This is a genomic window from Kumtagia ephedrae (assembly GCF_003012745.1).
Lineage (GTDB): Bacteria > Pseudomonadota > Alphaproteobacteria > Rhizobiales > Rhizobiaceae > Kumtagia > Kumtagia ephedrae.
Genome location: NZ_PXYK01000022.1, coordinates 1 through 13594, shown reverse-complemented (window position 1 = coordinate 13594; position 13594 = coordinate 1). Strand labels below are relative to the sequence as shown.

Annotated in this window: 10 protein-coding genes and 1 pseudogene; 9 read left to right on the top strand and 2 right to left on the bottom strand. The window is 66.8% G+C overall.

Annotation, left to right across the window (positions count from 1 at the left end):
* Positions 1-45 precede the first annotated feature (45 nt).
* Together C7I84_RS20745 and C7I84_RS20740 are read right to left on the bottom strand one after the other, a co-directional pair.
* Positions 46-537: a CAP domain-containing protein gene (locus C7I84_RS20745; protein ID WP_106774134.1), complete on the bottom strand. Its 492-nt coding sequence runs from the start codon at positions 535-537 to the stop codon at positions 46-48.
* A gap of 426 nt (positions 538-963) precedes the next feature.
* The gene (locus C7I84_RS20740; RefSeq protein WP_106774133.1) at positions 964-1149 is read right to left on the bottom strand and encodes a hypothetical protein; all 186 of its coding nucleotides are present in this window, start codon (positions 1147-1149) and stop codon (positions 964-966) included.
* A gap of 112 nt (positions 1150-1261) precedes the next feature.
* Here C7I84_RS20740 and C7I84_RS20735 point away from each other — a divergent pair, with 112 nt between their 5' ends.
* The 9 genes and pseudogenes from C7I84_RS20735 to mgrA all read left to right on the top strand — a co-directional run bounded on the left by C7I84_RS20735 (position 1262) and on the right by mgrA (position 13462).
* Entirely contained in the window at positions 1262-2158 is an 897-nt protein-coding gene (locus tag C7I84_RS20735) for a LysR substrate-binding domain-containing protein (RefSeq protein WP_106774132.1), read from the top strand.
* 840 nt (positions 2159-2998) lie between these two features.
* Positions 2999-4309: an ABC transporter substrate-binding protein gene (locus C7I84_RS20730; RefSeq protein ID WP_106774131.1), complete on the top strand. Its 1311-nt coding sequence runs from the start codon at positions 2999-3001 to the stop codon at positions 4307-4309.
* 429 nt (positions 4310-4738) lie between these two features.
* Positions 4739-5611, top strand: a complete 873-nt coding sequence (locus C7I84_RS20725) for a carbohydrate ABC transporter permease (RefSeq protein WP_106774130.1) — start codon at positions 4739-4741, stop codon at positions 5609-5611.
* 65 nt (positions 5612-5676) lie between these two features.
* Positions 5677-5862 (top strand): annotated as a pseudogene (locus C7I84_RS31060) (hypothetical protein); the annotation flags it as partial.
* 22 nt (positions 5863-5884) lie between these two features.
* On the top strand, positions 5885-6709 hold the full coding sequence (locus C7I84_RS20720) for a carbohydrate ABC transporter permease (RefSeq protein WP_106774129.1): 825 nt from the start codon (positions 5885-5887) through the stop codon (positions 6707-6709).
* Positions 6710-6821: 112 nt separating this feature from the next.
* Positions 6822-7823 (top strand): ABC transporter ATP-binding protein, encoded by a 1002-nt coding sequence (locus C7I84_RS20715; RefSeq protein WP_106774128.1) that lies wholly within the window; start codon positions 6822-6824, stop codon positions 7821-7823.
* A gap of 250 nt (positions 7824-8073) precedes the next feature.
* A complete protein-coding gene (locus C7I84_RS20710; protein WP_106774127.1) occupies positions 8074-9552 on the top strand; it encodes a mannitol dehydrogenase family protein in 1479 nt (492 codons plus the stop codon).
* Between the two features lie 835 nt (positions 9553-10387).
* Complete coding sequence (locus C7I84_RS20700; RefSeq protein ID WP_106774126.1) at positions 10388-11968, top strand: FGGY family pentulose kinase; 1581 nt, start codon at positions 10388-10390, stop codon at positions 11966-11968.
* A gap of 447 nt (positions 11969-12415) precedes the next feature.
* A complete protein-coding gene (gene mgrA, locus C7I84_RS20695) occupies positions 12416-13462 on the top strand; it encodes an L-glyceraldehyde 3-phosphate reductase (protein ID WP_106774125.1) in 1047 nt (348 codons plus the stop codon).
* Positions 13463-13594: the final 132 nt, after the last annotated feature.

Here is a 13594-nt window from a genome sequence, read left to right as displayed (position 1 = left end):
GACAAACTCAGGAGGGGGAAGAGCGCAGGCCGCTCCGCTGGCACCCTACCTTCCCAGCACCAGCGCCCAATAGCGCTGGCCGTCCTGGCCGGTGCCGGCATAGGCGAGGCCGAAACGGCTGAAGCGCGGGTCGAGCATGTTGCGGCGGTGGCCCTGCGAGTTCATCCACATCGAGAACAGCCGGTCGAGGTCCATGCGGCCGAAGGCGATGTTCTCGGCCGCCGCGCCCTCGACGCCGTTGCCGTTCATGCGCGCGGCGAAGGTTTTGCCCCAGCCGGTGGTGTGCGCCATGCGGCCGGAACGCGCCATGTAGCCGGCCTGCTGCAGCGCCGCCTTCTCCAGCCGCGAATCCGGCGAAAGCGGCACCAATCCGTTGGATTCCCGAATCTCGCGGAGATAGGCAGCGCCGGAGTCCGACGCGCCGCCGGCGTCGCCTATGCCGCCGCCGGTCTGGCAGGCGGCCAGGAAGAGCGCCGCGCCGAGGGCGGCAGCGCCTGCGAGGAAGCGGCGGCGGTCGGCATTCGGTCCGAGGTGCATGGAAACTCCGCGGCAGATGGTCCTGCCGGGAGTTCCATAGCGGTCATTGTGGCATTTGCCGGGCGCGATCAATGATGGGGCCTACCAGGCATTCGCGTCCCGAGCTGGCGATCCGGCATTTCGTGCGCCGACGGCATGATGCCGTGGCTAAGCCGATGATCGCTGAGGTCCCCCTCTCCGTCTCGCCCTTCGGGCTCGCCACCTCTCCCCTGCCGTGCGGGGGCGAGGAACCCAAGCTGGATAGCGCCGGCATCGCGGCAGCGGTTCCTCGCCCCCACGCAGTGGGGGAGAGGTGGCGAGCCCGAAGGGCGAGACGGAGAGGGGGTTCTTGCCGGCAACGGCGCGAGGGTTTTTTACGTCGCAAAGTCGCGGCTTCGAGATGTGCCGGCCATCGCATCAGTGTCTTGATGCCGCGCCGGTCGAGCCCTACCGCCGCTTGCCCGACGGGTCGTTGCCGTCGAGAAAGCCGATGTCGCGCTTCAGATGGTCGGGCAGCGTCCTGGGATCGAGCACCGCCCGGGGCCTGGCTCTGCCGAAAGCCAGCGCCAGCCAGGATTTCCAGGAGCCTTGCCTGCGGTGCAGTGTGGTTGCGGGTGCTTGCAGCGTGGTCATGGTTGTCGCCTTCCCTTCGGTCCGGCTTATGGGCTGCCCTGTTATTTGTACGTGAAAGCGCCTAGTTTCCAATCGAACGTCGATCGGTACCCATTAACAGGGCTTATGTGTCGTGAGTTTCCAGCTTCCTCCGCTCGCAGCCATCCGGGCCTTCGAGGCGACGGCCAGGCTGGGCAGTTTCACCAAGGCCGCGGCCGAACTCGGCATGACCCAGGCGGCGGTGAGCTACCAGATCAAGCTGCTCGAGGAGCGGGTCGGCGCGCCGCTGTTCCTGCGCCAGCCGCGCCAGATCGTGCTGACCGAGGTCGGACAGCGGCTGGCGCCGGCCATGTCGGAAGCGTTTTCGCTGATCAGCGACGCCTATGCGTCGGCGCGCGGCGAGGCGCAGGGAACGCTGACGGTGAGCACCGTGCCGACCTTCGCCGGGCAATGGCTGGCCGGCCGGCTCGGCTCCTTCCAGTTCGCCCACCCGGCACTTGCGGTGAAGGTCGAATCGACCGGCCGGCTGGTCGATTTCGACCGCGAGGACGTCGACGTCGCCATTCGTGCCGGCAACGGGACATGGCCGGGCCTGACCACGCATTTCCTGCTGCCCACCGTGTTCACGCCGATGCTGAGCCCGGCTCTGGCCGAGACCATCGGCGGGGTCAAGGAGCCGGCCGACCTGATGCGCCTGCCCATCGTCGATCCCGGCGATCCCTGGTGGCCGCTGTGGCTGCGCATGGCCGGGCTGCCGACCGACTGGCTGAAGGATCGGCCGCGCAGCCAGCTCGGCTCGCAGATATTCGAGGCGCAGGCGGCGATGGCCGGCCGCGGCGTCGCCCTGCTGACCCCGGGCTTCTATCGCGAGGAGATTGCCGCCGGCCGACTTCTCCAGCCTCTCGACCTCATCGGCGACGACGGCCAGGCCTACTACCTCGCCTATGCGGAGGCGCGGCGCAACGCGCCGAAGATCAAGGCGTTCCGCGACTGGATCCTGGGGGAGCTGAAGGTGGCGGGGGGCGGGTGACGACAACGGGTGGTACGCTGCCGGCTGTGAGGCGCGCTCCTTCCCCGTCCCGCAGGCACCTCTCCCTGAAGAACGGCTGTCGGATTCGCATATTTCGCCGTTGACCGCCAAGTGATGCGCTCCCCGCTTCGTATGCGCTTCTTGCGTGCCTGTTTTCGACGCCGGAGCATGTCGCCGGCGGTACGGCATGGATCCTAGGGTCTCCGCCTCCGCTGCGCTCCGGCTTCGCCCTAGGATGACGAAGTGAAGAGACGCTGCGCCAACCTCCAAGGCCGGTGATCGGCAGATCGCAAACGTTGGCGACTGGCCAGCAATATCAACGACTTCGTCGTCCTAGGGCGGAGCCGGAGCGCAGCGGAGGCGGAGACCCTAGGATCCATGCCGTACCGGTGGCGACATGCTCCGGCGGTGCAGAATAAATTCGCTCAAGACGATATCGGATCGAAGTGCTCAACAATCGAAGTTGCTCAACATACGCCGGCACGCCAGGTTTCGGATGTGCGAAGCTCCGTAGCCGCAAGGACGGGAAAGGGGATAGATTTCTTCCGCGCACCGATCGTGACCGGCGGAATCTGACGCGAAATCAAGCGGTCGGAAAATCCGGCAGGCCAGAATCGCCCGGAATTTGTCCACATGCGTCGCAACGCCGGCGAGAAACGCCGGTCCGCCTGCCGCCTGCCGCCTCTCCGAGTCGAAAACGCCCCTCCCCTCGATTGCTCATGCTCGTTCTGTCCAGTTGCCCGACAAGCGCGGAATCCATCTTGACATAAATCATGGAGAGTGAATAATTGCCCAAGATCAAGGCAAATGCTCACCCTTGATATTTGGGAGGATATCTGGATGAAACTTAAATCGCTCATTCTGGGCCTGTGCGGCGCGAGCGCGCTCGCCTTTGCCGCGCATGCCGAGACGATCACCATCGCCACCGTCAACAACGGCGACATGATCCGCATGCAGAAGCTGACGGACGACTTCACCGCCAAGAACCCGGATGTCCAGCTGCAGTGGGTGACGCTCGAGGAGAACGTGCTGCGCGAGCGCGTCACCACCGACATCGCCACCAAGGGCGGCCAGTACGACGTCATGACCATCGGCACCTACGAGGTGCCGATCTGGGCGAAGCAGCAATGGCTGCTGCCGCTCGACAATCTCGGCGCCGACTACGACGCGGCCGACATCATCCCGGCGATCGCCGGCGGTCTGTCGGTCGACGGAAAGCTCTATGCCGCGCCGTTCTACGGCGAGAGTTCCTTCGTCATGTACCGCAAGGACCTGTTCGAGAAGGCCGGGCTGACCATGCCCGACGCGCCGACCTGGGAGTTCGTCGCGGAGGCGGCCCGCAAGATCAAGGCCGACAACCCGGACGTCAACGGCATCTGCCTGCGCGGCAAGGCCGGCTGGGGCGAGAACACGGCCTTCCTGACCGCCACCGCGAACTCCTTCGGCGCCCGCTGGTTCGACGAGAACTGGCAGCCGCAGTTCGACCAACCCGAGTGGAAGGCCACGATGGACTTCTACGTGAAGCTGATGACCGACGCCGGCCCGCAGGGCGCCTCGTCGAATGGCTTCAACGAGAACCTGGCGCTGTTCCAGCAGGGCAAGTGCGGCATGTGGATCGACGCCACCGTGGCCGCCTCCTTCGTCTCCAACCCGAAGGATTCGGTGGTCGCCGACAAGGTCGGCTACGCGCTGGCGCCCGACAGCGGGCTGGGCAAGCGCGGCAACTGGCTGTGGGCCTGGTCGCTGGCGATCCCGGCCGGCACGCAGAAGGCGGAAGCCGCGCAGAAGTTCGTGTCCTGGGCGACCAGCAAGGCCTATCTCGAGCTCGTCGCCTCGAAGGAGGGCTGGGCCAACGTGCCGCCCGGCACCCGCACCTCGCTCTACGAGAATCCCGAATACCAGAAGGCCGCGCCGTTCGCCAAGATGACGCTGGACTCGATCAACTCGGCCGACCCGACCAAGCCGACTGTGAAGCCCGTGCCCTATGTCGGCGTGCAGTTCGTGGCGATCCCGGAATTCCAGGGCCTCGGCACCACGGTCGGCCAGCTCTTCTCGGCGGCACTCGCCGGCCAGATGTCGGTCGACGACGCGCTGGCGCAGGCTCAAGCCGTCTCGGTGCGCGAGATGACGCGCGGCGGCTATATCAAATAAGGCGCCTCCCAGTGCCTTGGCCGTCCGGGCAACCGGGCGGCCACCTTTCGCGGGTTGTCGGTTCCGCTTCCTATTGTCTGAACCGCCGGAGCGCCTGGCCACCGGTACGGCATGGATCCTAGGGTCTCCGCGACGGCCTTCGGCCTGCTCCGCCCTAGGATGACGAAGGTGAAGTTGGCCTCTGCCAATCGCCAGCGTCGGAAATTGGCCGAATCGCTCCCCGCTTCGTCATCCTAGGGCGGAGCCGGAGCGCAGCGGAGGCGCAGACCCTAGGATCCATGCCGTACCGGCGACGAAATGCTCCGGCGGCGTGGAAGGTCGCAAGCCAGCGGCCCGGCAGATCGAAGCAGAAGGCGCCTTGGCGTCCGGTGCCTCCCAAGACCGGGAGGCTGAATTCAGGGCTCACAACGTCAATCGGCGGAGCGAACCATGGCCACCAAGCAGACCCGTTCCCTGGCGCGCCTGATGATGGCGCCGTCGGTCATCCTGCTCTTGATCTGGATGATCGTGCCGCTGGCGATGACGCTGTGGTTCTCCTTCCAGAACTACAACCTGCTCAATCCCGGCAATGTCAGCTTCGCCGGCCTGTTCAACTACCAGTTCTTCTATACCGACCCGGCCTTCTTCACCTCGATCCGCAACACGCTGGTGATCGTCGTCGGCGTGCTTTTGATCACGGTGATCGGCGGCATCCTGCTGGCGCTGCTGCTCGACCAGCCGATGTTCGGCCAGGGCATCGTGCGCATCCTGGTGATCTCGCCCTTCTTCGTCATGCCGCCGGTGGCGGCGCTGGTGTGGAAGAACATGATCATGCATCCGGGCTACGGCGTGCTGGCCGACATCAACCGCTTCCTCGGCCTGCAGCCGGTCGACTGGTTCGCGCAGTATCCGCTGTTCTCCATCATCCTGATCGTCGCCTGGCAGTGGCTGCCCTTCGCCACGCTGATCCTGCTGACGGCGCTGCAGTCGCTCGACGTCGAGCAGAAGGAGGCGGCGGAGATGGACGGCGCCAACTTCCTCAACCGCTTCTGGTACCTGACGCTGCCGCACATGGCGCGCGCCATCACCGTGGTGATCCTCATCCAGACGATCTTCCTGCTCGGCATCTATGCCGAGATCCTGGTCACCACCAATGGCGGCCCCGGCTACGCCACCACCAACCTGCCGTTCCTGATCTACCGCACGGCGCTGCTCGGCTACGACGTCGGCGGGGCCTCGGCCGGCGGCATCATCGCGGTCGTGCTTGCCAACATCGTCGCCTTCTTCCTGATGCGCGCGGTCGGCAGGAATCTGGACAAGTGAGGAGGGCGTGATGCGACTGGATTCAATGGATCGGGGTTCACCGGCGGCGATGGTGCTCTACGCTGCCCCCCTCTGTCCTGCCGGACATCTCCCCCACAAGGGGGGAGATCAGCCGTCGTCTCCGATTTCGCCAATCGCCGAGGTTGCAGGAAGAATGCCGACGCGGCGGCCGGCTGATCTCCCCCCTTGTGGGGGAGATGTCCGGCAGGACAGAGGGGGGCGCGAAGCTACGCCAGCCCGCAACCCCAATGCCGACGCTTGGGAGATCTAACCATGGCGCGCGCCGTCACGACACGCCACAAGACGATCGCCACCATCGCCGCCTGGGCGGTGGCGCTGCTGATCTTCTTCCCGATCGCCTACACCATCATCACCTCGTTCAAGTCGGAGACCGAGGCGATCGCCGGCTTCAACCTGATCCCCTCCGGCACGCTGGAGAGCTACCAGGCGGTGCAGTCGCAGAACGACTATTTCAAGCCGTTCATGAATTCGGTGATCATCGCCGTCGGCTCGACGCTGCTGGCGCTGCTGGTCGCCATTCCCGCCGCCTGGTCGATGGCGTTCTCGCCGACCAACCGGACCAAGGACGTGCTGATGTGGATGCTGTCCACCAAGATGATGCCGGCGGTGGCGGTGCTGGTGCCGATCTACCTGATCTTCCGCGACACAGGCCTACTCGACACGCGTACCGGGCTGACGATCATGCTGATGCTGATCAACCTGCCGATCGTGGTGTGGATGCTCTACACCTATTTCCGCGAAATCCCCGGCGAGATTCTGGAGGCGGCGCGCATGGACGGAGCGTCGCTGTGGAACGAGATCGTCCACGTGCTGACGCCGATGGCGGTGCCGGGCATCGCCTCGACGCTGCTGCTGAACATCATCCTGGCCTGGAACGAGGCATTCTGGACGATCCGGCTGACCACGGCCAACGCCGCGCCGCTGACCGCCTTCATCGCCTCCTTCTCGTCGCCGCAGGGCCTGTTCTGGGCAAAACTGTCGGCGGCGTCGACGCTGGCGATCGCGCCGATCCTGGTGATGGGCTGGTTCTCGCAGCGCCAACTGGTGCGCGGGCTGACGTTCGGCGCGGTGAAGTAGATTTAGGAGCAGGGGACAGTTTACTTTTTTCCGCCCGCGCAAACTCTCCGCTGCTGCGACCTTTCTGCGGAAGGAAAGTAAACTGTCCCCGGCGCCAACCCTCGGAGGAAACATGGGCAACATCGTTTTGAGAAACGTCCACAAGGCGTTCGGCGCAACGACGATCATCCCGAAGATCGACCTCGACATCGCCGACGGCGAGTTCGTGGTGTTCGTCGGGCCGTCGGGCTGCGGCAAGTCGACCCTGCTCAGGCTGATCGCCGGGCTGGAGGACACCACCGGCGGCACCATCCTGATCGACGGCCGCGACGTGACGGCGGAGGCGCCGGCCAAGCGCAAGCTCGCCATGGTGTTCCAGTCCTACGCGCTTTATCCGCACATGACGGTGGCCAAGAACATCGCCTTCCCGCTGAAGATGGCCGGCGAGACGCCGGAGGCGATCGACCGGAAGGTCAAGGACGCGGCGCGCGTGCTGAACCTCACCAACTATCTGGAGCGGCGGCCGGGGCAGCTTTCCGGCGGCCAGCGCCAGCGCGTGGCGATCGGCCGGGCGATCGTGCGCCAGCCCTCGGCCTTCCTGTTCGACGAGCCGCTGTCCAACCTGGACGCTGCGCTGCGCGGCACCATGCGGCTGGAGATTTCCGAGCTGCACAACCAGCTGAAGACAACGATGGTCTACGTCACCCACGACCAGGTCGAGGCCATGACCATGGCCGACAAGATCGTCGTGCTGAACGCCGGCAACATCGAGCAGGTGGGATCGCCGCTGGAGCTCTACCGCAGCCCGCGGAACCTGTTCGTCGCCGGCTTCATCGGCTCGCCGCGCATGAACCTGCTCGAGGGAGCGCCGGCCGCCCGCTACGGCGCAAAAACCGTCGGCATCCGCCCGGAGCATATCGGCGTGTCGACCACGGCCGGCGAGTGGAAGGCGACGGTGAGCGTCGCCGAGCATCTCGGCGCCGATACTTTCCTGCACGTCAACGCCGACGGGGTCGGGGCGCTCACCGTGCGCGCCGGCGGCGAGGTCGGGCTCGGCCATGGCGCGACAGTCTACTTGACCCCGGACCTGTCGAAGCTGCACAAGTTCGGCGACGACGGAAAGGCTTTGCAATGAGGCGGCGGGATATAATTGGTGATAGGCGAGATCCTGCTTGAGGCAGGGCGATTGCATGCCCTGCGGAAGGCGGACGGATTCGGAGCGCGCGGCGCCGGGACGATGGCATAGCGCGCAAGGATTTGATCGCTGGCTGGCGGATCGGAGGCAGGCCGGGCACGGCCGCGAGGACCCCACCCGGCCGCTTCGCCGCCACCCTCCCCTCGAGGGGGAGGGAGGCGCCGGCGCCGGCAAACGAAAACGAGGAACCATGTCCACCAAACTCTCGCTCGCCGATCTGGCAAGCCTCCCGGCAAGGGTCGCCCGTCCCGGTTACGCGCGCGCGGCGCTCACGCCCGGCATCCTGCATTTCGGCGTCGGCAATTTTCACCGCGCCCACCAGGCGGTCTATCTCGACGATCTCTTCAACGCCGGCCTCGACCATGACTGGGCGATCGTCGGCGCAGGCGTGTTCGAGGCCGAGAGGAAAGGCCGCGACATCCTCGCCGCGCAGGACTGGCTGACCACGGTGGTCGAGCAGGACGACGGCCACATGCAGGCGCGCGTCACCGGCGCCATGGTCGACTTCGTCGAGCCGGGCAATGGCGCGGCGATCGTCGCCAGGCTGGCCGACCCGGCGATCCGCATCGTCTCGCTGACCATCACCGAGGGCGGCTACTTCATCGACGCCGCCACCGGCCATTTCGACGCCGGCCATGCCGATATCGTGGCGGACGGCAGGAGCCCGGAGGCGCCGAAGACCGTGTTCGGGCTGATCCTCGCCGGGCTGAAGCGGCGCAAGGCGGACGGCACGCCTCCCTTCACGGTGATGTCCTGCGACAACATCCCCCACAACGGCCATGTGACCATGGACGCGGTGTGCGGGCTGGCGAAACTCTCCGATCCGGGCTTCGCCCGATGGGTCGAGGACAATGTCGCCTTTCCCAACGGCATGGTCGACCGCATCACGCCGGCGACCACCGACCGCGAGCGCACCATCCTCAAGGACGATTTCGGCGTGGCCGACGGCTGGCCGGTGTTCTGCGAGCCGTTCAAGCAATGGGTGCTGGAGGACAGGTTCCCGCTCGGCCGGCCGGCGCTGGAGAAGGCGGGCGTGCAGTTCGTCGCCGATGTGTCGCCCTTCGAGCTGATGAAGATCCGCATCCTCAACGGCGGCCACGCGACCATCGCCTATCCGGCCGGGCTGATGGACATCCATTTCGTCCATGAGGCCATGCAGCACGAGCTGGTGCGCGGTTTCCTGGAGAAGCTGGAGCGCGAGGAGATCATCCCGACCGTGCCGCCGGTGCCCGGCGTGGTGCTGGACGACTATTACCGGCTGATCGACAGGCGCTTCTCCAATCCGAAGATCGGCGACACCATCCGCCGGCTCTGCCTCGACGGCTCCAACCGCCAGCCGAAATTCATCATCCCGACCATTGCCGACCGGCTCAAGGCCGGCGCCGGCGTGGCCGGGCTGGCGCTGGAATCGGCGCTGTGGTGCCGCTACTGCTTCGGCGAGACGGACAGCGGCAAGGCGATCGAGCCCAACGATCCGAACTGGGAGCGCATGACGGGCACGGCGCGGCAGGCCCGCAACGATCCGGCGGCCTGGCTGGCGATGGAGGATATCTACGGCGCAGTCGGAAAATCGCCGGTGTTCGCGGCGGCCTTCGCCGAGGCGCTGGCGGCGCTGTGGCGGGACGGCACGGCCGAGACGCTGAGGCGGTATCTGGGTCGGGGGAAATAGCCCGCACGAAGGGGGAAGCGCGCTCGAGGAACGGTACGCCGCCTCGCGCGATCAGCCTGGAGAAAGCGTCGGCGCCGCTTGGCATTGCCGCTGGCCCGCCTGTAGAGTGCCGGCATGGTGGAGGAAATCCCATGTCCGGCCCGACTCCATGCGGCCTCGCTGCAAGGCAGTGTCGGGGTGCGCCGGGCCGTATCGGCCGATCTTTCCGATAGGGGTCGAGCTGGTCCGAAGCACTCCCTCACCGGCCCTTCGGGCCGCCTCTCCCCTTGCCACAGGGCAACCGCATATGGGATTTCAGCAACTGCTGCGCGGCCCTCTACCCCCACCCCTAACCCCTCCCCACAAGGGGGAGGGGGACTTTGCGGCCGCTATGCGGCGCATAATCGTCGACGATTAGTGCTCGGCGGAGACGTCAGCCGGTCCCCCTCCCCCTTGTGGGGAGGGGTTAGGGGTGGGGGTAAACGCATATGCGACAGCTCTGCCCTCTGCCGGGGCAGGGCAATCGCACATGCCGATGATGATCGTCATTCCGGGGCCGCGCAGCGGAACCCGGAATCCAGAGCGTTGGTGTCGAAGGAAAAGCGAAACCTCGCAAATATCCAGGAATTTCGAGCAGCGTCGGCACTCTGGATTCCGGGTTCCGCTGCGCGGCCCCGGAATGACGACGCAGAGCTGTCTGCCCCTCCGATACTCATATGCGATAGCCCTGCCCGCGCGCGGGAGAGGTGGCGAGGGGAGCGGGCCGACGAGGGCGCGCTTTGCCGATCGAAGCGTCTAACCTCCATCAGCATCGTCATTGCTCGCTCGTCCCACCACGGCAACCCAGGGCAGCTCGATGGCTGAGCTGGTCTGCGCCGTCGATGTCGGGACGAAGAGCGCGCGGGCCGGCATCTTCGACCGCGGCGGCCGGCTGCGCGGGCGCGGCGACCATCCCATCCTGTTGCACGAGCCGGGCGGAGGGCGCGCCGAGCACAGCTCCGACGACATCTGGCGGGCGGTGTGTGCCGCCGTGCGGAGCGCACGCCGCGCGGCCGATGCGCGGGCCGAGGACATTGCCGGCCTCGCCTTCGACGCGACCTGCTCGCTGGTGGTGCTCGACGCCGCGGGCCGGCCGCTACCGGTCTCGGCGTCCGAAGAGGAAGGCTGGGACACGATCTCCTGGATGGATCACCGGGCGCTGGCCGAGGCGGCGGAATGCTCAGCGCTCGCGCATCCGGTGGTCGCCGTGGCCGGCGGCGTGATGTCGCCCGAGATGCAGGCGCCCAAGGCGATGTGGCTGAAGCGGCACCGGCCCGACGCGTGGGAACGGACCGGCCTGCTGCTCGACCTCGCCGATTTCCTCGCCTGGCGGGCGAGCGGATCGACGGCGCGGTCGCGCTGCACGCTGACGGCCAAATGGCCGTATTCCGCGCATGAGCGCGAGGGCTGGCAGCACGACTTTCTCGAAAGCGTCGGCCTGTCCGACCTGCTGCGCAGGGGCGGCTTTTCCGGCGCCGCGCCGGTCGGCGCCGATCTCGGCGCGCTCACGCCGGAGGCGGCGGATGCGCTCGGCCTGACGCCGCGCTGCCGGGTCGCCGCCGGCATGGTCGACGCCTTCGCCGGCACGCTCGGCGTGTTCGCGCCGCAGGCGCTGGCGGCCGGTGCGGAAGCCGGCCATGCGGCGCTGATCGCCGGCACGTCGAGCTGCGTCATGATGATGACGAAGAAACCGATAAGCTTGGCGGGCTTCTGGGGACCTTATGCCGAAATCGCCGTGCCCGGCTACTGGATGACGGAAGGCGGCCAGTCGGCGACGGGCGCACTGCTCGACCACATGGTGCGCATGCATGCGGCCGGCGGCGAGCCGACCGCCGGGCGCCATCGCGCCATAGCGGCGCGGGTGGCGGAGTTGCGGGCGCGGGAGGGCGAAGGTTTCGGCGCGGGTCTGCACGTCCTGCCGGATTTCCACGGCGCCCGCGCGCCGCTGGCCGCGCCAGCCGCCCGCGGCGTGATCTCGGGGCTCACCCTCGACGCCTCTTTCGACGGCCTCTGCCGCCTCTACTGGCGCTCATGCGTCAGCATAGCGCTCGGCATCCGCCACATCCTCGACACGCTGGCCGAGGCCGGCCCGGCGATCCGCACCCTGCACGTCACCGGCGGCCACACCAAGAATCCGCTGCTGATGGAGCTTTATGCCGACGCGACCGGCTGCACCCTGGTCGAGCCGGTGGCGGACGAAGGCGTGCTGCTCGGCACCGCCATGGCGGCGGCAAGCGGCGCCGGCCTGTTCGGCGACCTGGCGGAAGCCTGCCTCGCCATGCGCCAGCCGACGCGCGAGCGCCGGCCCGACGCGACGGGGAAGGCGCGGTACGATCGCGACTATCGGGTGTTCCTGGAGATGCAGCGGCAAAGAAGCGTGCTGGAGGGGATGGGCTAGTGTTCGGTGGACGTCCTTCGAGGCTCGCCCTTCGACGGTTTCGCTTCTCGCCAACACATTGCGGGCTCGCACCTCAGCGGCTGTGAATCTTTTTGAACTTTGAGGCTTTGCAAGAGCGGCGGGGTATGATTCGGTTGAGCGCGGCGCTGCTTCTGGAGGATTGGATGCGCGGGGAAAGTCTTTTCGGGGACTTGCCGGAGCAGAAGGGTTCGGCGGCTGGCGTGGGCGGCTCGGCTGCGCCTCGAGGACCGTTGTGCCTGAAACGCTGACCTTCAGCGGTTGTCGTGAAACGAGCGCTGAGCCGATTGTATTGGCAGCGTCTCGAGATTGGCGGTCCGGCCGCGGTCCTCACCCGAGGTGCGCGCGGGCAATTCGCCGAAGATGCGAGAGCTGACCTTCGCGGGCGAGACTCGAACGACGCACGCCAGTTCCACCAAGGAGCACTCCATGTCCTACACACCCGCCGCCGATCGTTATGAGACGATGCGCTACAACCGCTGCGGCAAGTCCGGCCTGAAGCTGCCGGCCATCTCGCTCGGCCTCTGGCACAATTTCGGCGAGGACACGCCGATGCGCCTGAAGCGCGCCATCTGCCGGAAGGCATTCGATCTCGGCATCACCCATTTCGATCTTGCCAACAATTACGGCCCGCCGCCCGGTTCGGCCGAGACCGCCTTCGGCGATATCCTGCGCACGGATTTTTCCGGCCTGCGCGACGAGCTGGTCATCTCGACCAAGGCGGGCTACGGCATGTGGCCCGGGCCTTATGGCGAATGGGGCGGCCGCAAATACGTGCTCGCCAGCCTCGACCAGAGCCTGAAGCGCCTCGGCGTCGACTATGTCGACATCTTCTATTCCCATCGCTTCGATCCGGATACGCCGCTGGAAGAGACGATGATGGCCCTCGACCAGGCGGTGCGCTCGGGCAAGGCGCTCTATGCCGGCATCTCCTCCTACAATTCGCAACGCACCCGCGAGGCGGCCACAATCCTGCGCGAGCTCGGCACGCCGCTGCTGATCCACCAGCCGAGCTATTCGATGATCAACCGCTGGGTCGAGGAGGACGGGCTGCTCGACACGCTGGAAGGGCTCGGCGTCGGCTCGATCGTGTTCTCGCCGCTGGCCCAGGGCATGCTGACGACCAAATATCTCGACGGTATCCCGGAAGGCAGCCGCGCCACGCAGGGCAAGTCGCTCCAGCCTGCCTTCATCAACGAGCAGACTGTCAGGAACATCCGGGCGCTCAACGGTATCGCCGAGCGGCGCGGCCAGACGCTGGCGCAGATGGCGCTGGCCTGGGTGCTGCGCGGCGGCCGCGTCACCACGGCGCTGATCGGCGCCAGCCGGACCGAGCAGGTCGAGGATTGCGTCGGTGCGCTGAAGAATCTCGACTTCAGCGAGGCCGAGCTGGCCGAGATCGATAGCCATGCGCGCGACGCCGGCGTCAACATCTGGGCGGCCTCGGCCGAGCGGAAGGGACCACCGAGGAAATAGAGATGCAGGGGACAGTTTTACCCCGACTCCCTGGAGACCCGAAGAACGGCGTTGACGTTGGGGCCGCGTGCGATTCTGCTGGGATCATGATTCGCGGCGGCTTTCTGTCGAAGGATGGACGAGCACACCTCG